This is a genomic window from Methanothermobacter thermautotrophicus, assembly GCF_014889545.1.
GTDB classification, from domain to species: Archaea; Methanobacteriota; Methanobacteria; order Methanobacteriales; family Methanothermobacteraceae; genus Methanothermobacter; species Methanothermobacter thermautotrophicus_A.
Genome location: NZ_QKOF01000005.1, coordinates 24,841 through 46,721, shown reverse-complemented (window position 1 = coordinate 46,721; position 21,881 = coordinate 24,841). Strand labels below are relative to the sequence as shown.

Here is a 21,881-nt window from a genome sequence, read left to right as displayed (position 1 = left end):
ACCATGCAGGGAGGTAGTATTAATGGGAGATGTAGTAGCCACCATAAAGGTTATGCCTGAGAGCCCCGATGTTGATCTTGAGGCTCTGAAGAAGGAGATCCAGGATAGAATACCTGAGGGCACGGAACTTCACAAGATAGATGAGGAACCCATAGCATTTGGTCTGGTGGCCCTAAATGTGATGGTTGTTGTTGGTGACGCAGAGGGCGGAACAGAGGCTGCTGAGGAGAGCCTTTCCGGAATTGAGGGTGTCAGCAACATAGAGGTTACTGATGTAAGAAGGCTGATGTGATCTTCAAGCCTTTCACAGTATTGAATTGAAAGTTACTGATGTAAGAAGGCTGATGTGATCTTCAAGCCTTTCTTACACACACCTCAGATTATTTCAGGTGATCTGGATAATTGAAATCCTTTTTGCCTGTTTTCTTGGAGTTATAACCGGTACATTGACAGGTCTGATTCCGGGTATCCATGTTAATACCGTCGGGGCATTCATTTTTGCAGTATCCGGTCAGATTCTGAGTTTCATCCCGGAGGAAGCTCTGGCTGTTTTTTTATTATCACTCTCTGTAACCCATGCCCTCCTTGAATTCATACCCTCAACCCTGCTTGGGGTTCCTGATGAGGGAACCGCACTTTCTGTTCTCCCAGGGCACCGTATGGTCCTTGAGGGTAGGGCTGGTGAAGCCATAAGGGCTGCAACAATTGGTGGTGTGGCTGGAATCCTGCTGACAATAATATTTTTACCACTCCTTCTCCTGGCACTGCCACCCATCTATGGATTTATCAGACCACAAATCTGGTTAATACTCATCCTTGTTTCTGTTTACATGATGATTAAGCTCAGCAGGAATGCTGAGACACTGTTCTGGGCAGCTGTCCTCTTTCTTTTCTCAGGGGCCATGGGGTGGGTTATTTTCCAGGCACCGATATCCCCTGGACTTGGCCTGATGACACTATTCACGGGTTTCTTCGGTCTCAGCACCATTATCTACAGCTTCAGTTCAGGATCATCTCTGCCTGAGCAGGAAACAGAGCCATTCACAGTGTTTGATGCAGGTACTGCCAGGTCTGTTCTTGCAGGAGGTGTTGCATCGGTCCTGCTAGGATTTTTACCAGGATTTGGACCCGCCCAGGGCGGTATGATATCATGTTCCCTCACGGGTTCGGGTGGGGAGGATTCGCCAGGGGACTTCATCACTGCACTGTCATGCCTTAACACCTCGGATGCCCTCTTTTCTCTCATGACACTCTACATTATCGGAAACCCGAGGAGTGGGATTGCCGTCTACATATCCCAGATAATGCATGATATAGATGCAGGCCACATCTTCCTTTTCATCTCAGCCTCACTCCTGGCTGTATCCCTGGCGGCTGTAATATCCATTAAGGCTGCTGATTATATCTGCACCCATCTATCGGGGATCAATTACGGAAAAATTTCGCTGGCGGTCATGCTATTCATGACAGCTTCCATATTCCTTTTTGCAGTCATGGAGGGGGCCAGCCTACCATTCATCACCCTTGCACTTATAGCATCAACCTCCTTTGGACTCATCCCCCACTGTACCGGCACAAGTAAGTCTCACCTCATGGGTGTACTCGTGATCCCTGCAGTTGCTGTCTACATTGGCATTTAGGGTATTCACCCTATCAGGAGGACGTTCTCTGCAAGTCTCTCTGCAGCATCAATAAATTCACGGGCATCAACACCAGGGAAGGGGTCCACTATGCAGAGATCAAACCTCTCATCAATCAGATCTGGCAGTTCCCTTATATCCCTGTTGCACACCCTGAACCCTTTACTGAATCCATTGACCTGCAGGTTCAGGCGGGTCATCTCACAGGCTTCCCTCCAGATGTCATTGAATACAACGTTCCGGGCACCTGCCATAAGGGAGAATATCCCCAGGGTCCCGGGGCCGCATGTCGCATCCAGCACATTCTCAGGACGCAGTGAGAGTATCTCGCGTGCAGCAGCCTGAATCTTCAAATTCTTCCCGGATGAAAACTCTATGTGAAGTCTGCTCTGCCTCCTGTATATTGAGAGGGTCCCGGAGGGTGTTTCAATGATGTCACATCTCATATCACAACCTGCCAGGAGCTCATATACATGTGGTTGGCTATTAGAGTCCATCATACCGGGAACAGTGCTCATATCACCCCTTAAAACACCCTTAACCTCTGGAACATGGTCCATGATGATTTCAGCGACCCCTTTATCAACATGGGGTGATAGAAGAACAAGGGATCTTTCTGGAAGGAATGGAGGGGATTCAAGGGGGAGCGCTGGAGTTATGAGGGGAGCCCCGACGTCCCTGAGCCTCGCATCTTCGGGTATACATCCATCCCTAATCATGATCCCTGCGATATGGGCCATGACAGCGTCAAGATGCCTCCGGCCGCATTCACAAGCCCCTGGAATTGAACCGGATACCTCATTGATGGGTCTGAACTTACTCAGGTGGAGGTCCATGCACCCATCGCAGGGGTCGTAGATATCGACACCACCCCTGTAGGCAGGAAGGTCCTCCCCACAGACAGGACACCTTGCTGACATACACTTAAATATCATCCTTCACATATAAAGAGTTGAGTAATATGAGGGATAAGAGGAAGGAAATTCTGAAGGAGATCCTTGGGGAATTTGCAACGGATGAGGAGGAATCCCCCCGGGAGGAAAGGAAGGAAAGACCAGAAAAATCAGAATTCAAGGTCGAAAAGGTGCTTGAGAATCCCAAACCAAAACCAGCCTCCCCTCGGGTGGATTTAAAGGATGTTGAGATAATTGAAGGGGACCTGATACCCCAGTACCGGGTTTCCCTTCCAAAGTTCTCTGAGAAGGAGAGAGAACTCCTAAATGAGATCAGGGAAAAACTGGTTGAGGTTGCGGTCTCCAAGGGTGAAGAGTTCAGAATAGATGAATCCACATTCATGTCAGAGGTCAAGGAATTCCTAAGGATGAAGGGAGTCCGTAATGTTGACAAGCTGGCAAAACAGATATCCCAGGAGATGCTTGGGTACGGTGAACTGGACCCACTCATAAAGGACGATGACCTAGAGGAGATAATGGTAATAGGTGTCAAAAAACCTGTCTTCGTCTACCACAGGAAGCTGGGAATGATGATCACCAATGTCGTCTTCAACAACGATGACGACATAAAGTCCATCATAGACCTTATAGCAAGGCAGGTTAACAGGCGCATAGACCAGCAGACACCCATACTTGATGCGAGGCTCCCTGATGGTTCAAGGGTCAATGCAACAATACCTCCGGTCTCTCCTGATGGTTCGACACTCACAATCCGAAAATTCAGGAAGGACCCCTTCACTGTTGTTGACCTCATAAACTTCAAGACCATGTCATCCCACCTTGCAGCCTTCCTCTGGGTATGCACAGATGGTCTGGGCGTGAAACCATGCAACGCCATAGTGGCGGGGGGTACCGGGTCCGGTAAAACAACAACCCTCAACACGGTATCAGCTTTCGTGCCTCCAACCGAGCGTATCATAACCATTGAGGATACACTGGAGCTCCAGCTCCCCCACACCCATGTACTCAGGATGGAGACAAGGCCACCCAACATAGAGGGCAAGGGGGAACTTGACATGGATACCCTCGTCAAGAACTCCCTCCGTCAGAGACCAGACAGGGTCATCGTGGGGGAAGTGAGGGGCAGTGAGGCCATAACCCTGTTCACAGCCCTTAACACGGGTCACAGTGGATTCGGGACACTCCACGCCAACACAGCAAGGGAAACCATAACCCGTCTCATAAACCCCCCCATGAATGTGCCGAGGATAATGATACCCGCCCTTGACTTCATAATAATGCAGAACAGAATGTACAGACCTGAGGGGGGCTCCATAAGGAGGATAACTGAGGTCGCCGAGGTCGTGGGTATGGAGGAGGGTAACGTCCAGCTCAACAGGGTCTTCGAGTGGAACAGTGTGGCTGATAAGGTTGAATATGTTGGTATAGCCAGCCAGACCCTCAGGGAGATAGCTGAACTGAGGGCCATAAGCATAAATGAAATCGAGGAGGAAATTGAGAGGAGGAGGCTAGTACTGGAGTACATGGCCGATGAGAACATAAGGAGCATAGATGAGGTGGGACGCTACATACATGAATACTACAGGGACCCTGACGGTGTCCTTGACAGCATACTCTGAGGTGTATCATGGTCTCCATCAGGGAAATATTTGACAAGCTTGGCGGCATAACCCTCACATCCACAAAGAAGGTGGGTGAGGGTGTCCAGAAACCTGTTCAGAAGATGGGTGAAATAAAGCCGAAGGCACCCCCCATCGGAAGGCCTGGCGGACTTCTGAAGAGGAGTTCAGAAAAACCTAAACCCGGATTTCTCTCAAGAAGGGGATCCGCCCGTGTTATAAGCCGGATGAAAATGACGCCTGAAGAGATAGAGGTTTTCAAGGGTCTTATAGAGGCGGATAAGAGGCTGGAGGAGCGGGGTGAGGACAGTGCAACCAGAGCCAGCTTTGAGAGGGCGTCTCTTGAGGAACTCCTGAAGGAGGAGGAGAAGGAACAGCTGGACCCGAAACTCATAATGATCCTCGGGGGAGGATCAGGCGCAGTTCTATTGGTGGTGATGGTCCTCCTTGGCTTTGGAATTGAGATAGGCCTTGCAATGATGCTCGCGGTCCTCTTCATGGCGATAATTGTAATCTTCCTCCCGAACCTCCAGAAGGGTAAACGTTCAAGTGAGGCCTCAAGGGAACTTCCCTTCGCCCTCCGTCAGATGGCAACCGAGCTCAAATCAGGCCTCGGGCTCCATGACAGCATGAGATCAGTTGCAATGTCAGGCTACGGCGCACTTTCTGAGGAGTTTGCAAGGACCCTTGAGGAGATCAAGTATGGTGAGACAACAGAGAATGCGCTCATTGAGATGAGCAACCGCATAGAATCTGATGGTCTTAAGAGGGCGGTCTATCAGATCACGAGGACCCTCAACAGTGGTGGGGACCTATCAAAGACCCTCAATGTCATCGCCGATGATATTGCCTATGAGATGAGGATGAAGCTCAAGGACTATTCACAGAAGCTTAATTCCTTCACAATGATATACATGTTCCTGGCGATTCTCGGCCCGGTCATATTCCTTGTCATGCTCCTTGCAGCCTCCACGGTCATGGGCTCAGTTCTACCACCAATAGCCATAATAATGATATACCTCTTCCTTTTCCCGATGCTCGTGGGCTTCATGGCCTTCATGATCAAGAGACTTGAGCCAAAGCTCTAGAATTTTGCCCGCCTTGACGCATGTTTGAAAACTGAATTAATTTTTCTGTTAGCTTTCCTTCAGAGCATGGAGTAGCTGGTGGTACTTCTCCTCTCCAAGGATATGTATGAGTCTGTGCTGTTTCTCTTCACGCAGGAAATGGAGTAACAGGTGGTATGCATCTCCACCGAGGAGGTGCAGGAGTTCATGGTAGGTTTCCTCAACAGTAAGCTTCACATCAACTTCAAAACCAGCCATTCTGAGACGGTTCATTAGATCAGCAGTCCTTGGAAGCCCTAAACTGGCCCTACTGATCAGTTCAGCATCCCTGAAGATCTCTCTAGGTGTGCCCTCTGCAATAAGTTTCCCATTATTAAGTACAAAAACCCTCTCTGCAAACTGGCTTATTATTTCAACGTCGTGGGAGGATATTATGACGGTTATGCCCTCCATGCTCAGTTCAAGGAGTATCCTGATTATACCATCGGCTGTCTCCGGGTCCAGACCGGTTGTTGGCTCGTCAAGTACCATGATCTCAGGCTTCATTGCAAGTATACCGGCGATGGCCACCCTCTTCTTTTCCCCTCCGCTGAGGTGATGTGGCGCCCTATTCTCATAGCCGGTTATACCCACCTTCTGGAGTGCATCCCTGACCCTCTCCTCGACCTCGTCCATGGGAAGCCCCAGGTTCATGGGCCCAAAGGCAACATCCTCCCGGACTGTGGGTGAGAAGAGCTGGTCATCAGGGTTCTGAAAGACTATTCCAACCTTCTGCCTGATCTTAATCAGATCCCTGCTGTATTCCATCTTCTTCCCATCGATTATGACCTCACCTGTGGTGGGTCTCAGTATCCCGTTGAGGTGGAGAAAAAGTGTTGATTTGCCCGCCCCATTGGGCCCTATAACGGCAACGCGTTCACCCTTATCTATCTTCATGTTAATGCCCCTGAGGGCGGGGGTGCCGTCGGGGTAACTGTAGCTTAAACCCCTCAGCTCAATCATCCAATCACCAGTAGCCCTGCTGGAGTATATGGAGCAGCGCGATTATAAAGATGTTTGCAGCTGCAAATAGGACATCCCGGCCGGCAAGGGCGGTTCTTGCAGTGTACATCTGGCTGTCCTGGCTGTATCCACGGCTCAGCATGCTGAGGTACACCCTTTCCCCCTGTTCATACGCCCTCAGGAACATCATCGCAATTGTTTCACCCACCTTCCTGAGCCTCCAGCTGTAGGATGTCCTTTTGTTCCATATATCAAAGCAGCGGGTCTTCTGGGCGTTCCTTATCCTCTCAAGTTCATCATAGAAGAAGAAGAGGTACCTTACCGTGAGGTTGAGTAGCATTGCAAAGTCTGATGGGACACCGATTCTCCTTGCTGATCCAACCAGCTCCTGCATTGAAGTTGTTGAGGATAGGAGGATCACCGCTGTCACGCTCACGGTTACCTTCCCGAGTAGCAGTGCACCAAAGATCAGCCCCTCCAGTGTCACATCCATCCCAAGGGGACCGGCCCAGATAACAGTCCCCGACCGTATGAAGGGCTGGAAGAGTGCAATGAAGCCCCCGAAGGGGAGTATAAGGATTATACGTTTAATGGCATATGATGGTGACACATTTGATAGGAGTATGAGCAGGAGGAGATATGCCTCCATCAATATCAGTGTAACGATGCTGCTGGCTGAAACAGCGAAGGCTATAATTATAAAGGTTATTATGAGTTTGATGCGCCCATCCAGCCTGTGGATTGAGCTCTCCTTCAGGCTTTCCCTTTCGATGTTTATGAGGTCTTCCATTCAGACACACCAGAAAAAATTAATGGGAGGATCATTCCTCTCCTCCATCTTCACCTGCAGCTTTCCTGCTCCTGAAAACTGCGCCCACACCATAGGCTAGGGCCAGTACCAGGATCGTACCGAATATCATTGATATGACACCACCAATGGGACTGTCACCCAGCGCAGGGAGGGTGTAGTCTGGTAGCGGTGACTTCAGCACGGGTTCTGTTTCAGGGTTGGGCATCACCTTCTCGGCGGTGCTTTCAAGGCCGTCCGGGTTTGATGAGGCAAGGAATGGTGCCAGCACGGCTATTATGAGGGCAACTATGATGCCGGCAGTCAGAAATTTTTTGTCTCGGGCATTCATTTTGATGACACCTCGGCACTTTTCTTTCCCCAGTCCCTGAATGAGAAAAGGTCAGGGCGGGTGCTCTGGATTGCAAGAACAACCACCACGGTTATGGCAGCCTCTATGATGCCTATAACTGCGTGGTAGAGTCCCATCATCCAGAGGCCGGGTACGAGGGGGAATGTCCCTGCTATCCACATCTCCACTGCACAGGCGATGGCTGCAAGGAATATTGAGGCCCATGATGCCAGGATCACTGCAGGTATTTCACCTGCGGATCTCAGTGCCTGGAAGAGGTAGTAACCGGCGAATCCTCCGATTATACCCATGTTGAATATGTTGGCACCGAGGGCTGTTATTCCACCATCACCGAATATGAGTCCCTGCAGTATGAGTACAATTGAGAGCAACAGAACAGCTGCCCAGGGGCTTGCAAAGATTATTGCAACCAGGGCTGCTCCGACCATGTGGCCGCTGGTACCCCAGGGTATCGGTATATTCATAGCCTGTATCGCAAATATTCCCGCTGCAAGGACTGCAAACAGTGGTATCTGTCTTTCTTTAAGGTCCCTTCTCGCCCATTGCATGCTGAAGTAGAGGGCTACAAGGGCAATGACCCAGTACACGAGGTACTGTGGGAATGGTATGAAACCATCTGGAATGTGCAAGGTATTCGCCTCCTTTTAGTTTTTTAATTCCATCACTATATCAACCATTCATATAATATAAAGGTTGAAGTGAGTATTACTTATCTCCAGCTTAACTTATATTGGGGTAATACTGAGGGAGCATGATCCTGGACCGGGCCCCATGTACATCTGGGAGGGTAATAAACTTAGGGGTCCTCATTATGGGATCTTATTATTAAGAGGGTCTTCAAAGTTATGTGTTAAGTGGCAATACACAAACTTTATATATTCATTTTATAAAATGAAAAACATCATTATAAATCATTAATAATTGTCAATCTGCATTTAGTAATACTGGTGATAGATGTGGCGCCTGAATCAAAAAAAGCCAAGAACCTTAAAGGGGATTTCTGGGATGCCAAGAACATCCAGATATCCATAGGAGAAATAATAACTGAGGAAAAACCTCAGGAAGAAGAGGTTAAGGGCCCAAAACCCCGTCCCCACGTGACTGACCTGAGATCATGGGACATGAAACTACTTGAAAGATATGAACCATTCTATGCACCATTCTGTGATATGTGCTGTCTCTGCACCTACGGCAAATGCGAACTCCTCGGTAAGAAGGGAGCCTGCGGTATAGACGCAGCCACACAGCAGGCAAGGACAGTTCTCCTGGCCTGCCTGATAGGAACAGCCGCCCACGCAGGACACGCAAGGCACCTGGTTGAACACCTAATAGAGAGACTCGGGGAGGATTATAAGATAGACCTCGGCAGCAACGTGGATATAGAGGCACCAATAACAAGGACGGTGATGGGTAAAAGACCCTCCAAACTCGGCGACCTCAGGGAAGTGCTGGACTACGCCGAGGAACAGATGTCACACCTCCTCTCAGCCTGCCACACGGGACAGGAGGGGGACAGCAAGGACTTCGAATCAAAGGCATTCCACGCCGGCCTCATGGATGACCTTACAAGGGAAGTTGCAGACCTGGCCCAGATAGTGGCCCTGGACCTTCCAAAGGGTGACGAGGACGCACCACTGGTTGAACTTGGATTCGGGACCATAGATACAGAGAAACCAGTTGTTCTCTGCATAGGCCACAACGTGCTGCCAGGCGCAGACATAGTTGACTACCTTGATGAGCAGGGAATGGAGGACGAGGTTGAGGTCTGTGGAATATGCTGCGCTGCAATAGACGTGACAAGGTACAGTGAGGCCGCAAAGGTTGTAGGTCCACTATCAAAACAGCTCAGATTTATAAGAAGTGGTGTTGCAGACGTGATAGTTGTTGATGAGCAGTGCGTCAGGACGGATGTGCTGGAGGAGGCCCTCAAGAACAGGTCAGCGGTCATAGCCACAACTGATAAGATGTGCCTCGGACTCCCGGACCTGACAGGGGAGGACCCGGATAAAATCGTGAATGACCTCATAAACGGCAACATAGAGGGCGCCCTTATACTGGACCCTGAAAAGGTGGGTGAGGTTGCAGTTAAAACTGCAATGAAACTTGCACCCATAAGGAAATCCCTCAAAAAACTGCCAGATCTTGATGAGATAATCAGGCTGGCATCTGAGTGTACAGACTGTGGCTGGTGCCAGAGGGTCTGCCCCAACAGCCTGCCTGTAATGGATGCAGTGAAGAAGGCGGCTGAGGGTGACCTCAGCAAACTTGAAGAGATGGCCATCGAGGAGCTCTGCTACACCTGCGGACGCTGCGAGCAGGAATGTGAAAGGAACATACCCATAGTATCCATGGTTACAAAGGCGGGTGAGAGGCGAGTCAAGGACGAGAAATACAAGATCCGGGCTGGAAGGGGACCTGCCCAGGACGTTGAGATAAGGAGGGTCGGAGCACCCATCGTCTTGGGGGATATACCCGGAGTGGTGGCTTTCGTGGGATGTTCAAACTACCCTGAGGGTGGGAAGGACGTTGCACTTATGGCCAAGGAGTTCCTTGAGAGGAACTACATAGTGGTCACCACGGGTTGCGGAGCAATGTCAATAGGCGAATACCGGGACGAGGATGGTCAGACACTATATGAAAAATACGGTGGCCAGTTTGATGCAAGGGGGCTGGTCAACATGGGTTCCTGTGTATCAAATGCCCACGTATCAGGCGCAGCCATAAAAATAGCCAACATATTCGCACAGAAACCCCTTGAGGGCAACTTTGAAGAGATAGCAGACTACATACTGAACCGTGTGGGGGCATGTGGAGTTGCCTGGGGTGCCTACTCCCAGAAGGCGGCTGCCATCGCAACGGGTGTGAACCGGTGGGGAATACCAGTCGTCCTGGGTCCACACGGATCAAAGTACCGCAGATTATTCCTGGGGAGGCCAGATGATGAGGAGAAGTGGAAACTTAATGACCTCAGGACGGGTGAAGTTATTGATGGAGAACCAGCACCTGAGCACCTCCTCTACGCAGCAGAGAACCGTGAGGAGGCGACGGTCAAGATAGCAAAGCTGTGCATAAGACCAACAGACACGCCCAAGGGCCGCCAGATGAAACTCAGCAACTACATAGACCTCCACAGAAAATACTTCGGCACAATCCCTGACGATATAGACAGGTTCATAAGGACGGAGAAGGACATCCCCATAGTCTACAAGAGGGACGTTATGAAGATCCTTGAGGAGAAGAACTGGAAACCCAGGAAGCTTCCAAAGGAACCCTCACTCCTGGAGAGGTGATAGTCTTGAATGACAGAATAATACCATGGCAGCCCACGGTTATAGCCGGGCCAAAGCAGGCAATTCTTGTAACACCAGAAACCGCAACTATGATGATAAAAAAGGCCAGGAGGCCACTCATGGTTGTAGGACCCCTCGCCAAGCGCCAGCCGGTGCTTGAACATGTGGTTAAAATAATAAGGCACTTCGATTTACCTGTGGTGACAACTGCAGACACCTACAGGGCCCTGAGTGAGGCTGGCATAGAATCAGAGCCCCGAGGTATCGTGGAGATAACAAACCTCCTGAAGGATCCCTCATGGGAGGGGGTCCGTGGTGAGGGGCAGCATGACCTTGTAATATTCATAGGCTGCATATATTACATCGCATCACAGGGTCTATCAACCCTCAAACACTTCGCACCACATATAAAGACACTCACAATATGCAGGACATTCCACTCAAATGCAGATGCATCATTCCCGAACATGGATGATGATGAATGGTTTAGATACCTTGAGAAGATGTACGCTGAATGATCAGGATAATGGAGGAATTCAATGTTTGAAGACATACCAGTTGATGTAAGTCCCATGCATGAGGGGGAGAGGATAAGATCAGCCAACATGTTCGTTGAACTGGCAGGTCCCAAGTCCATCGGAGCAGAACTGGTCCAGGTTAAGGACGAGGTTGAGGATGGAAAGGTGGAGGTCAGGGGGCCCGAAATAGATGAAATGGAACAGGGCCAGGTGTACCCCTTCGCCATAAGTGTTGAGATAGCTGGCAGTGAACTCGAGGAGGAACTTGAAAGCGTCATCGAGAGGAGGCTCCATGAGCTCTGCAACTATGTTAAGGGATTCATGCACCTCAACCAGAGGGACCAGATATGGTGCCGTGTGAGCACAGAGGCAAAGGACGCAGGCTTCAGGCTCGAACACCTCGGAAAGGCACTCTCAGTCCTCTTCAGGGAGGAGTTCCCCATAATAGAATCAATAGCAGTAACACTCATGACAGATGAGACAGCAGTCCAGGAATTCCTTGAGACAGCAAGGGAGAAGTATGAGATAAGGGATTCAAGGGCAAGGGAGCTTTCAGATGAGGACGTTGACGTCTTCTACGGATGTCTCATGTGCCAGTCCTTTGCACCGACACATGTATGTGTGGTAACACCGGACAGAACAGCCCTCTGCGGCGCCATAAACTGGTTCGACTGCCGTGCAGCATACAAGATGGACCCTGATGGCCCAATATTTGAAATTGAAAAGGGCGAAGTTTTGGACCCTGAGAGGGGAGAGTATGCAAATGTTAACGCAGCGGTTGCAGAAAATTCTCAGGGCACAACAGAGAGGGTATACCTCCACAGCGTATTCGGCTACCCCCACACGTCCTGCGGATGCTTCGAGGCGGTGGCATTCTACATACCTGAACTTGACGGTATAGGCATCGTTAACAGGGACTTCAGGGGAGAGACACCCCTCGGGATACCATTCTCAGCAATGGCCGGGCAGTGCTCAGGAGGAAAACAGGTTGAAGGATTTTCAGGTCTCAGTCTTGAATACATGAGGTCACCCAAGTTCCTCCAGGCAGACGGGGGATACCACAGAGTGATCTGGATGCCCCGGGAACTCAAGGAGTCTGTCCTGGAATTCATCCCTGAGGACGTCAGGGATAAGATTGCGACGGAGGAGGACGCTACATCAATAAAGGATCTCAGAAGATTCCTGAGGGAGAATGGCCATCCTGTCCTTGAAAGGGCGGCCGTTGAAGAAACTGAACCCGAAGAAGAAGCGGCTGAAGAAGCATATCATGAGGAGACTCCCATTCCAGAGGGGGTCCCTGTAATGGCGGCACCTGAGATGACCCTCCCTGCAGCAGGAGGATTCAGGGTAGTGCTCAAGAATGCAAAGATCTACGCCGAGAAGGTAATAATAAAACGCAAATAAATCAACCCGAGTGGTTATGTGATAATAGCAGTAAGTGGCAAGGGCGGTACGGGAAAAACGATGTTTTCAGCTTCCCTCATAAGAATCCTGGCATCAACGGGTGCAGATGTGCTTGCGATAGACGCTGACCCTGATTCAAACCTCCCTGAGGCCCTGGGAGTTCCGGTCAGCGGCACCGTGGGTGATGTCAGGGAACAGCTGAAGAGGGACACAGCTGCAGGCAGGATACCCCCCTCAGCAAACAAGTGGGACATGCTAGACTACAGGATAATGGAGTCAATAACTGAAACCAGTGACTTTGACCTCCTTGTCATGGGCCGACCAGAGGGGAGCGGCTGCTACTGTGCAGTCAACACCATGCTGCGCAGGATAATCGAGAACATAGCAGAGAACTATGATTACATAGTCATAGATACCGAGGCAGGCCTTGAACACCTCAGCCGTAGGACAACCCAGAACGTTGACGTGATGATAGTTGTAACCGACCCATCAAAGAGGGGGATACTCACAGCAAGGAGGATAGTGGAACTCTCACAGGAACTTGAGATAAAATTCAGGAGGGTCTTCCTGGTCCTCAACAGGGTAAGGGAGGGGGACCTTGACAGGCTGGAACTGGATGATGACCTTGAGGTCATAGGTGTCATACCGGAGGACCCCCTGGTATCCAGTTACGATATGGAGGGCAGACCACTCTATGAGTTACCTGAAGACTCTGAATCATTCAGGGCCATAAAAAAGGTTGCAGAGAAGATTTTAAGTTTATAGAGGTGTGCTTATGGATAAACTAACGGAACTTCTGAAACTACTCCAGAACACGGAGTCCATCGAGATAAAAGAGTTCAGGATGGATGTTGAGGAACTGGAACTCTACCTGATTCCTGCAGTCCAGCAGGCCATGCAGAAAACAGTTGAGATGAGGGAGGCAGTGGAGGCTCTGCCTGAGGAGGAGTTCAACCCCCCCATAAGGTCATATCCTGGTGAGGTTGCCCAGGTGAAGCTTGGGGAGGGCACCCGGAAAAGTGTTTACCTGGGCGGGCAGAAGGCCCTCTACAGGTTTGAGGAGCCACAACCCAACCCGCCGGTTGTCACATTCGACGTATTTGACATACCCATGCCTGGCCTCCCGAGGCCAATAAGGGAGCACTTCAGTGACGTCATGGAGGACCCGGGGGACTGGGCACGTAAGGCTGTGAAGGAATACGGAGCCAACATGGTCACAATACACCTCATAGGGACCGGTCCAAAGGTCATGGACAAATCCCCCCGGGAGGCAGCAAAGGATATTGAGGAGGTCCTCCAGGCAGTGGATGTCCCCCTGGTGATAGGGGGGTCCGGGGACCCTGAAAAGGACCCCCTGGTCCTTGAAAAGGCTGCCGAGGCAGCTGAAGGTGAAAGGTGCCTACTAGCATCTGCCAACCTTGACCTGGACTACCGGAAGGTTGCAAGGGCAGCCCTTGACTACAACCATGCAGTTCTCTCATGGGCCATCACAGATGTCAACATGCAGAAGACCCTTAACCGTTACCTCCTGAAGGAGGGACTTAACCGTGAGGACATAGTCATGGACCCCACGACATGCGCCCTGGGTTACGGTATAGAATTCTCAATAGACGTCATCACAAGGACACGCCTCGCAGCCCTCAAGGGGGATTCTGACCTCCAGATGCCGATGTCCTCAGGTACCACAAACGCCTGGGGTTCAAGGGAGGCCTGGATGAAGAAGGATGAATGGGGCCCAACAGACTACAGGGGTCCCCTCTGGGAAATCGTAACAGGACTTACCATGATGCTCTCAGGTGTGGACATATTCATGATGCTGCACCCCACCTCAGTGAGGCTGCTGAGGGAGATAGGTGAAACCTTCACAAGGGAGTACATGACAGCAGAGACACCCGATCTGAAGGAATGGATAACTGAACTCGAATACCAGGAGGTTTAAAATTGCAGGTCACTGCCATGGATGTATACCGTTTACTTCCAAAAACAAACTGTGGTAAATGCAATGAGGCCTCATGCATGGCATTTGCCACTAAACTCATAGAAAAGGAGGTCACACCTGACGACTGCCCACAGCTAAGTGGAGATGAAAAACAGAAACTGGAGGACCTTCTGGCCCCTGCCGTGAAGGAAATCACCTTCGGGCCAGAGGAGAATCCAGTGGTTGTGGGTGGTGATGAGGTCCTCTACAGGTATGAACTCACATACTACAACCCCACCGCCCTCGTGGTTGATCTTCCAGACGATCTACCATCAGAGGAGCTCCTTAATAGAGCTCAGAGGATCATGGATCTGGAGTTTGAGCGTACCGGTGAAAAACTCACTCTCGATGCTATAGCACTCAGGAACAAATCAGGAAGCCCTGAAAAATTTGCAGAGGCAGCAGAAGCCATCAGTCAACTCAACTTCCCTGTGGTCCTGTGCACCTTCGATGCTGAGGCAATGAGGAAGGCCCTCGAGGTTCTGGGTGATCAGAGACCGCTACTCTACGCCGCCAGGGAGGACAACCTCCAGGAAATGGCGGATCTTTCAGTTTCATACGGGTGTCCCCTTGTGCTTTTCTCACCAGGCGACCTCGAGGAGATGAAGAACCTTTCAAGGAGACTCAGGTCCATGGGGGTCACGGAAATTGTCCTTGACCCTGGCACGTTCACCGGGGAGGGGATAGGTGACACCATAGACAACTTTGTCATGATAAGGCGTCTTGCAGTTGAGGACAGGGACGAGGACTTCCGCTTCCCCATCATGGGTATACCCGCACTCTCAAGGCTCACAGTATCCGATAAAATCGAGGCAAACATAAGGGAGGCCACAGTTGCAGCCACCCTCATGAACAGGTACGCTGACATCCTCATACTCGCAGGGACAGAGATATGGGAGATCATGCCTGTCCTTACACTGAGACAGGGCCTGTACACAGACCCAAGGAAGCCCCAGGCAGTTGATCCTGGTGTCTATGAATTCGGTGATGTTGATGAGAACTCCCCTGTTATACTCACAACCAACTTCGCACTCACCTACTACACGGTTGAGGGGGACCTCAAGTCAGGTGATGTTACGGCGTACCTCCTCGTACTTGATACAGAGGGCAGGGCTGTGGACGTTTCACTGGCTGGTGGACAGCTCAATGGCCCGGCCGTGGCTGACCTCATAAAGGAAACAGGTATAGAGGAGCGGGTCAGGGATAAGGTTATGATAATTCCTGGACTTGCAGCCCCTGCAAGCGGTGAGATAGAGGATGATACCGGCTGGAAGGTCCTTGTTGGACCAAGGGACTCCTCTGGAATACCTGACTACCTTGAAAAACTTGCATCAGAGTGAGGGGTGTTTCAGTGAAGATGCTGATGGTCATGGACCCTGCAAGGTGCAGTGGCTGTGATGACTGTATAAATGCGTGCAGGGAGACCCATGGAGTTGCCAGGGCGAGGAAGGGGGAGAGGATGCCCCTCTTCTGTCTTCAGTGCCATCCAGAGAAGGCCCCCTGCGCAAGGATATGTCCTGTTGGCGCCATAAGGGAAGTCGAAGGGGCACTTGTCGTTGATGAGGAGTCATGCATACTCTGCAAGCTCTGCATGGTGGCCTGCCCGGCTGGCATGATTGTTATGAACACTGAGAAGAAATCAGCAGAGAAATGCACACTCTGCATGGACTCAGACCGCATACTGCCAGCCTGTGTGGAGGCGTGTAAGGAGAACGTTCTTAAACTGGTCTCCCTGGATGACCTTGCTGAGCTTAGGGATCGCGCCGAATTCAGTGAGATCCTTGAGGAGGCAATGAAGATATACGGGAAAAAGATCTAGGCATCCAGCACCTCCCAGCTTCAGATCTTAATGTGAAGGGTGTTCATGAACACCCTTATATATTTATATGATTCCTCCATCTCCTCAATGGGGCCTCTGAAGTAGATGTAGTATATGTATCCTCCCTTTTTGAAGATGAAGGTCAGTATCCTTTCATTCTTGGTATCCCCTCTTAACATGTATCCATGTTCACTGTCCACTGTTATATTGCTCCTTGATATGTTAAGGAAGCCCCTCATGTTCAGAACTTCAAGTATGATCTCTGAAAATTCATCGGCATTTAAACCCTCAGCCCTCCTCCTCTTGATGGCTATTTTGAGATTATCAGTCCATGCATCAATGAGCCTGTCACCGGCGTGTGTCTCAAAGAGATTCCAGAAACGGGGGTACCTGAAGCTGATTTCGCCGTCATCGAATTTCTCAAGGTCCGGTTCAACGTCGAGGATGTCAATGGCTTGCCGGGCCTTCCTCCTCACAAAGAGGTATGGGTCCTTGAGGGCCATGTGGAGAGCCTCAAGGGATTCGGGGTCACCTATACGTCCGAGGGCCTCGGCAACCTTACCACGAACATAACGGTTCTCATCCCTTCCGCGACCTGCAAGCATCCCTTTAAGGCGGGAAACGGCCCTCCTTGATCCTATCTCACCGAGGGCCTCAACAACCATGGCACGGGTCTGCCATTGAGGGTCTGAAAGTTTGTCAAGGAGGGGTTCAACAGCGTATTCACCCATCTTAACCACAGCAAGCAGTATATGATGCCTGACCTCTGTATCCGGGTCATTGAGGTTATTCAGGAGGACCTGAAGGCACCTTATATCACCGAATTTCCTCATGACCTTTGCGGCAGCTTTTCGGACCATCCATGAGCTGTCGTCCAGGGCCCTGGCTGCGTATCTTAGGCCCAGTTCATGGTCAAGTTCTGCAAGGGACTCAATGGTGACCCTCCTTATATCCTCTGAAGGATGGTCCACAAATCTTTCAATTGCCCTGATGGACTCCTCTGATGGGAACCCTGAGAGTGACCTTATTGCAGCTATTTTGACTTCATCATCAGGGTCATCAAGGGCACCAAGTAGAGGTTCAAGGGCGGAGGGGTTTCCTATTTTTCCCAGAGCCCTTGCTGCAGCTGCCCTCACACCTGCAAGTATGGGGTATTCTCTCTGCCATTCCTCATATCTCAGGGCATCCATGAGGGCATCTGTGGATCTATCATCTGCGATCCTCTCAAGGGCGAGGGCGGCCTCCCTTCTAACAGTGAATTCATGATCTTTGAGGGCCTCTATGAGGCCGGAAACATCATTTGAAGTCAGAAGACCCTTGATCTTATCGGTGAATTCAATCACAATCCCCCCTTAATCCCCACTCTATAAATTTGATCTTCAGGGGATACCAAAAACCCCCAAGAACCATAAAACCTCAATCTCTACTCTATAAATTTAATCTGGAAAAAATAAGTTTTTTGTTTTTTTCGGGAGTTGAGGGATAAACGTGAAGAGAAATAAGTTCTCTGTTTTTCAGGTACCAGCAATTTCAGTGGCGAGCTGCATGGCCCTATCTTCTCCGTATATGATCTTCATATCCCAGATGAATGTGAGGAATGATTTAAGTGGAGTGGGGTCGTTTTTAACTCCCCTTTTCTCAGTGAAGGCAATGGTTTTCTCAAGTGATTTTTCATCTCCAGCCACACTGTAGACCAGTGCAGCATCCGCATAATGTGCCAGACAGTAGACATTTTCTTCTCCATCCCCCTGGAATGATCCATCAGGTCTCTGATGATAATTTAACCATTCAGAACCTCTTTTTATTGAATCCAGGACCCTGGAATCATTTGTGGAGAGGTAGTAAAGTGTGAGTCCCTTCAGTATCTCAATGTTTTCGTAGGGTTGGGAGCTCCATGAGCCATCAGAGTTCTGTTTTTTAATGACTGAATATACAATTCCCTGTTTACCTGATGGGTACATGCCAGCCACCTGAGACTCTGTTTTGAGCTGGAGGTATTCACTTTCAAAGAGGGCCCTGGATTTCCAGAAGGGCTCCACATTTATTTCATTTCCCCTTATCTGGGAGTCCACAAAATTCAAACCCCTATCAACAATCTCCTGACTCTTAGATGATCTTATCGCCATGAGGGGATAGATCGTCTGCATGGTGGTCAGGGTGTACTCTGCAGGAGGCATACCTCCCGGGAAGGATCCATTATCCATCTGCTTGTAGCTGAGCCATTCCATGAGGTACTCACCCCTTGATGTGAGGTCCCTGTTCCCTGTACTGTCTCCCATATCAAGATAAATAGCTGCTATCATGGCGTTACTCTCATATGAACCCTTGAAAAGGTTTCCAAATTCAAGGTCCTCTGCCGGGTCATTGTATGCTGTTGCACCGACCTCTGAATAGGAGTACCCATTCCAGAATTTCTCAATGTACTCCACGACCTTTCCATATTCACCGTTCACAGCTATTTCTGAATAATTTGACTTGAGCTCGGGCTTCTTAATGTACTTGTAAACTGACACATCTCCTGATACAAAGCATGTTTTGAAGTGAGGATCCACAGGCACCTGTAGACCAATACCGTTCATGTGCGTTGCCTTTGAAAGGTATATGTAACTTATGTTGTTTCTTTCAATGAGGTAATGGACTTCCGAGGGTATGGATGACTGGAAGATGGCTGATACCTCATCGCGGGTCACTGTATTTTCCTTGAGGGATGGGGGGTTCCCCATGAACCCTTCGTAAACGGTTTTCCAGAGCAGAACATCTCTACGGTGGGTGTTACCAATCAGGGGGTATGAATCATCAATTTTTGATAGAAAAACCGCGTCAGCGGGGGTTTTATCATTTATCCACCTGAACGCTGCGTTCTGCTGAGTTGTAGGAGTTATTACGCTTGTGTATGCAATGGCAGCTCCCTGGGCCACTGGCATCAACAAGAGAACTGCAAAAACACCGGTCCGGAGGAGGGGGGTGATGTCTCTTTTCATGAGGAAATAACTCTTAAGGTGATCTGGCCTGTACAGCCGGTCCTTAACTTCACTGAAAGCATAACCTGCCATAAGTGAGAGGGGTATGGCTGCGTAGGGGTCCCTGAATCTGAATGAGTAGGTTCCTATGATCATGAAGGCGGCGGTCCATATTATGAGGAACCTGTGGGTGGGATTCTTTGATCTGATGAGCATGAAGGCCCCGTAAATCCCGAGTATTAGCTGCAGCGCCCCCATCCACTTTGGAAAGCCGAGTATTGTAACTGGAACTGACTGGAACCTCGCAGCAAAGTTTATAAATCCAATGACGCCCGCTCCGATTAAGAGGAATATCAGACCAATTTCAACCGGCCGTTTCCTGAATGATGGCGTGAGAAAAGTCACACCAAGAAGGAGCAGGGCGATTAAAAGGAAAACCCATCCCCTGTGGGTGAAGACATATATGATGAAAAGAGTCAGTCCTCCGAGAATGTAACTTAGATCACCCCTGAAGAGGTTGATGAATCCCCTGAGCTCAAATTTATCAATGTCAGGGTAACCTGGCACGGTTTTAATGTACTTCACAAGCATGTAGAGTATCCCTGAGGTGAGCAGCAAACCCATGGATTCTGGTATGAAGACAGATGTCCTTGTAACAAAGGAGGGTACCATTGAGAAGAGGAAGGCTGAAAGGAGTGCCACATCTTCCCTTTCAAATATTTCGAGGGCAACTTTGTAGATAACAAGAACGGTTACTGTTCCAAGTATGGGGCATGTGAGGAAGAATACAAGTTCGGAGTGGAATAGGAGGTAAAGTCCATAGCCCATCAGATGGAATAGGGGAGGATATGAATATGCCTTTAGACCCATAAGGGATGTTATATCATGCCCCATAATACCGGGTCCCTCATGAACCATTCTCATGACAATATCATGGTGGATGTATGCGTCGTTCCCTGCAAGTGTAAAGTTCCTGCTGGGTATGAGTCTCACGATAAACGTCAGGATGGCCATCAGTGTTAGATAGAGTCTTTCCCTATTGATTCTAGTGATCAAAGAAATCACCCGCCTTTAAACAATATATTCTGTTCTGATTAGAGCATATCTCTGAGGGTTCTTAAGATTGAAGGGTAGTTCTTTAAAATCCTCAGAAGGGATATCTTTGAAATTGAACTTAAATCTTTGCCCTCAAGGGATCTCAGCAGTGAATCAAGTTCCTCATCACTGAGCCCATCAAGGATCTTCCTGAATCTAAGTGACCTTTCAAGGTTTTTACCGACCTTTTTGCGCCATCTAATTTCATACCTTGAGAGGAATTTCCCATCGACCCTTCCAGATTCGATGGCTTCGGCGGCAACCTCACCTGCGATTTTTGCGCATTCAGCTGCAACGTGTATCCCGCCACCGGTGAGGGGGTCAACCTGTCCAGCAGCATCCCCAACCACCAGGAGACCATCTGTGAAGGTCCTCTTAACGGGTCCACAGACAGGCACAGCTCCTGCATTGAATTCTATCCTCTTAAATCCCCGATCCTCCATGAACCTGTTAAGGTAGCTGAGGGGACCCCTCTCTGAGCAGTTTTTTCTCCGTACTCCAAGGCCCACATTCGCCCTTCCTTCGCCCTTGGGGAACACCCAGAGGTAACCTGATGGTGCAAAACGGCTCCCGAAGTAGAACTCCATGGTTTCAGGGTCAACATCCAGCCCTGCAGCCTCATACTGGACACAGGAGCAGATTTCGCCTGGTCTGAAACCTGTTTCAAGGCCTGCCTTTCTGGCGATGCTGGACTGCACACCGTCTGCAGCAATAACCATTCCACATTCAACCTCCTGGACTCCATCGGGGCACCTGAACACAACACCCCCTACTGAGCCCTCCCGGAATATGAGATCCTTTGCCATGGACATTGTAAGCACATCGGCGCCGGCTTCAGCGGCCCTGAGTGCAAGGTACTTGTCGAAGGACTTTCTTTCAAGGATATATCCCTCACAATGGGATTTCTTGTCAGAATACTGGCACCTAGCGGTCCGTTAACTGCAGCTGCCCTTATCCTTGTGCATGTGAACTCAGGGAGTGGCTTCAGACCTGTTGATTTAAAGAATGTATCACTGACCCCACCTGCACACTGCACAGGGGTCCCGATTTCCGGGTTACGCTCGAGTACCAGCACCTTGAGGCCCAGCCTGGCAGCGTGGTAGGCTGCTGTTGAACCGGATACACGTCCACCAATAACCACAACATCATATTTCATGATAGCACCCTATTGCATCCACTGGACAGACCGCAGCACAATCACCACATTCAATACAGCCGTCACCTGGTATCAGTTCATATTCAAGTTCAAGGGCTTCAAATTGACAGACACTAACACAGGCACCGCACCGCATACAGATTGATCCATCATATTTCAATTGACCACCGTTATGATATCTTGGTTTGATGGAATTAAAGTTTATCAGATTACCTCACACACAACCGTTAAATTAATATACTACCTTTTACTACTAATC

At 49.8% G+C, this 21,881-nt stretch carries 21 protein-coding genes; 11 read left to right on the top strand and 10 right to left on the bottom strand.

Features of this window, described 5'->3' with window-relative positions:
- The first annotated feature begins 22 nt into the window (after positions 1-22).
- On the top strand, positions 23-292 hold the full coding sequence (locus DNK57_RS02760) for an elongation factor 1-beta (protein WP_192961537.1): 270 nt from the start codon (positions 23-25) through the stop codon (positions 290-292).
- A gap of 154 nt (positions 293-446) precedes the next feature.
- The gene (locus tag DNK57_RS02755) at positions 447-1,640 is read left to right on the top strand and encodes a tripartite tricarboxylate transporter permease (RefSeq protein ID WP_226891014.1); all 1,194 of its coding nucleotides are present in this window, start codon (positions 447-449) and stop codon (positions 1,638-1,640) included.
- 5 nt (positions 1,641-1,645) lie between these two features.
- Here DNK57_RS02755 and DNK57_RS02750 read toward each other — a convergent pair whose 3' ends face one another.
- A complete protein-coding gene (locus tag DNK57_RS02750; protein WP_226891013.1) occupies positions 1,646-2,560 on the bottom strand; it encodes a methyltransferase in 915 nt (304 codons plus the stop codon).
- A gap of 41 nt (positions 2,561-2,601) precedes the next feature.
- Between DNK57_RS02750 and DNK57_RS02745 the strand changes: the two genes are divergently transcribed.
- Together DNK57_RS02745 and DNK57_RS02740 are read left to right on the top strand one after the other, a co-directional pair.
- Positions 2,602-4,173 (top strand): CpaF family protein, encoded by a 1,572-nt coding sequence (locus DNK57_RS02745; protein ID WP_192961535.1) that lies wholly within the window; start codon positions 2,602-2,604, stop codon positions 4,171-4,173.
- A gap of 8 nt (positions 4,174-4,181) precedes the next feature.
- Positions 4,182-5,261 (top strand): type II secretion system F family protein, encoded by a 1,080-nt coding sequence (locus DNK57_RS02740; RefSeq protein ID WP_192961534.1) that lies wholly within the window; start codon positions 4,182-4,184, stop codon positions 5,259-5,261.
- A gap of 48 nt (positions 5,262-5,309) precedes the next feature.
- On the opposite strand, the gene DNK57_RS02735 is transcribed toward DNK57_RS02740, so the two are convergent.
- The 4 genes from DNK57_RS02735 to cbiM are packed head-to-tail and all read right to left on the bottom strand — an operon-like array spanning position 5,310 to position 8,031.
- A complete protein-coding gene (locus DNK57_RS02735; RefSeq protein WP_192961533.1) occupies positions 5,310-6,242 on the bottom strand; it encodes an ATP-binding cassette domain-containing protein in 933 nt (310 codons plus the stop codon).
- A 4-nt stretch (positions 6,243-6,246) separates the two neighbouring features.
- Positions 6,247-7,032: a cobalt ECF transporter T component CbiQ gene (gene cbiQ / locus DNK57_RS02730; protein WP_192961532.1), complete on the bottom strand. Its 786-nt coding sequence runs from the start codon at positions 7,030-7,032 to the stop codon at positions 6,247-6,249.
- 31 nt (positions 7,033-7,063) lie between these two features.
- Entirely contained in the window at positions 7,064-7,381 is a 318-nt protein-coding gene (locus tag DNK57_RS02725) for a PDGLE domain-containing protein (RefSeq protein WP_192961531.1), read from the bottom strand.
- Positions 7,378-8,031 carry a cobalt transporter CbiM gene (gene cbiM / locus DNK57_RS02720; protein WP_192961530.1) on the bottom strand — a complete coding sequence of 218 codons (654 nt, stop codon included), beginning with the start codon at positions 8,029-8,031 and terminating at the stop codon, positions 7,378-7,380. The genes DNK57_RS02725 and cbiM overlap by 4 nt, the downstream gene beginning before the upstream one ends.
- A 318-nt stretch (positions 8,032-8,349) precedes the next feature.
- Here cbiM and cdhA point away from each other — a divergent pair, with 318 nt between their 5' ends.
- The 7 genes from cdhA to DNK57_RS02685 are packed head-to-tail and all read left to right on the top strand — an operon-like array spanning position 8,350 to position 16,411.
- Positions 8,350-10,692, top strand: a complete 2,343-nt coding sequence (gene cdhA / locus DNK57_RS02715; protein ID WP_192961529.1) for a CO dehydrogenase/acetyl-CoA synthase complex subunit alpha — start codon at positions 8,350-8,352, stop codon at positions 10,690-10,692.
- Entirely contained in the window at positions 10,689-11,210 is a 522-nt protein-coding gene (gene cdhB / locus DNK57_RS02710; protein WP_192961528.1) for a CO dehydrogenase/acetyl-CoA synthase complex subunit epsilon, read from the top strand. Before cdhA ends, cdhB begins: the two co-directional genes overlap by 4 nt.
- 21 nt (positions 11,211-11,231) lie before the next feature.
- Complete coding sequence (gene cdhC / locus DNK57_RS02705) at positions 11,232-12,614, top strand: CO dehydrogenase/CO-methylating acetyl-CoA synthase complex subunit beta (RefSeq protein ID WP_192961527.1); 1,383 nt, start codon at positions 11,232-11,234, stop codon at positions 12,612-12,614.
- An 18-nt stretch (positions 12,615-12,632) separates the two neighbouring features.
- On the top strand, positions 12,633-13,379 hold the full coding sequence (locus tag DNK57_RS02700; RefSeq protein WP_192961526.1) for an ATP-binding protein: 747 nt from the start codon (positions 12,633-12,635) through the stop codon (positions 13,377-13,379).
- A 10-nt stretch (positions 13,380-13,389) separates the two neighbouring features.
- On the top strand, positions 13,390-14,553 hold the full coding sequence (gene cdhD, locus DNK57_RS02695) for a CO dehydrogenase/acetyl-CoA synthase subunit delta (RefSeq protein ID WP_192961525.1): 1,164 nt from the start codon (positions 13,390-13,392) through the stop codon (positions 14,551-14,553).
- A 2-nt stretch (positions 14,554-14,555) separates the two neighbouring features.
- Positions 14,556-15,932 carry an acetyl-CoA decarbonylase/synthase complex subunit gamma gene (acsC, locus tag DNK57_RS02690; protein ID WP_192961524.1) on the top strand — a complete coding sequence of 459 codons (1,377 nt, stop codon included), beginning with the start codon at positions 14,556-14,558 and terminating at the stop codon, positions 15,930-15,932.
- 17 nt (positions 15,933-15,949) lie between these two features.
- On the top strand, positions 15,950-16,411 hold the full coding sequence (locus DNK57_RS02685; RefSeq protein WP_226891049.1) for a 4Fe-4S dicluster domain-containing protein: 462 nt from the start codon (positions 15,950-15,952) through the stop codon (positions 16,409-16,411).
- Between the two features lie 20 nt (positions 16,412-16,431).
- Here the strand turns inward: DNK57_RS02685 and DNK57_RS02680 are convergent, their stop codons facing one another.
- The 5 genes from DNK57_RS02680 to DNK57_RS02665 form a co-directional block, all read right to left on the bottom strand.
- The gene (locus DNK57_RS02680; protein WP_192961522.1) at positions 16,432-17,754 is read right to left on the bottom strand and encodes a HEAT repeat domain-containing protein; all 1,323 of its coding nucleotides are present in this window, start codon (positions 17,752-17,754) and stop codon (positions 16,432-16,434) included.
- 171 nt (positions 17,755-17,925) lie between these two features.
- Positions 17,926-20,427: a glycosyltransferase family 39 protein gene (locus DNK57_RS02675; protein WP_192961521.1), complete on the bottom strand. Its 2,502-nt coding sequence runs from the start codon at positions 20,425-20,427 to the stop codon at positions 17,926-17,928.
- A 38-nt stretch (positions 20,428-20,465) separates the two neighbouring features.
- The gene (locus DNK57_RS02670; protein WP_320056857.1) at positions 20,466-21,350 is read right to left on the bottom strand and encodes an NAD(P)/FAD-dependent oxidoreductase; all 885 of its coding nucleotides are present in this window, start codon (positions 21,348-21,350) and stop codon (positions 20,466-20,468) included.
- Positions 21,236-21,622: an FAD-dependent oxidoreductase gene (locus DNK57_RS09315; RefSeq protein WP_320056849.1), complete on the bottom strand. Its 387-nt coding sequence runs from the start codon at positions 21,620-21,622 to the stop codon at positions 21,236-21,238. Before DNK57_RS09315 ends, DNK57_RS02670 begins: the two co-directional genes overlap by 115 nt.
- Positions 21,612-21,782, bottom strand: a complete 171-nt coding sequence (locus tag DNK57_RS02665) for a 4Fe-4S binding protein (RefSeq protein ID WP_226891011.1) — start codon at positions 21,780-21,782, stop codon at positions 21,612-21,614. The genes DNK57_RS09315 and DNK57_RS02665 overlap by 11 nt, the downstream gene beginning before the upstream one ends.
- Positions 21,783-21,881 lie beyond the last annotated feature (99 nt).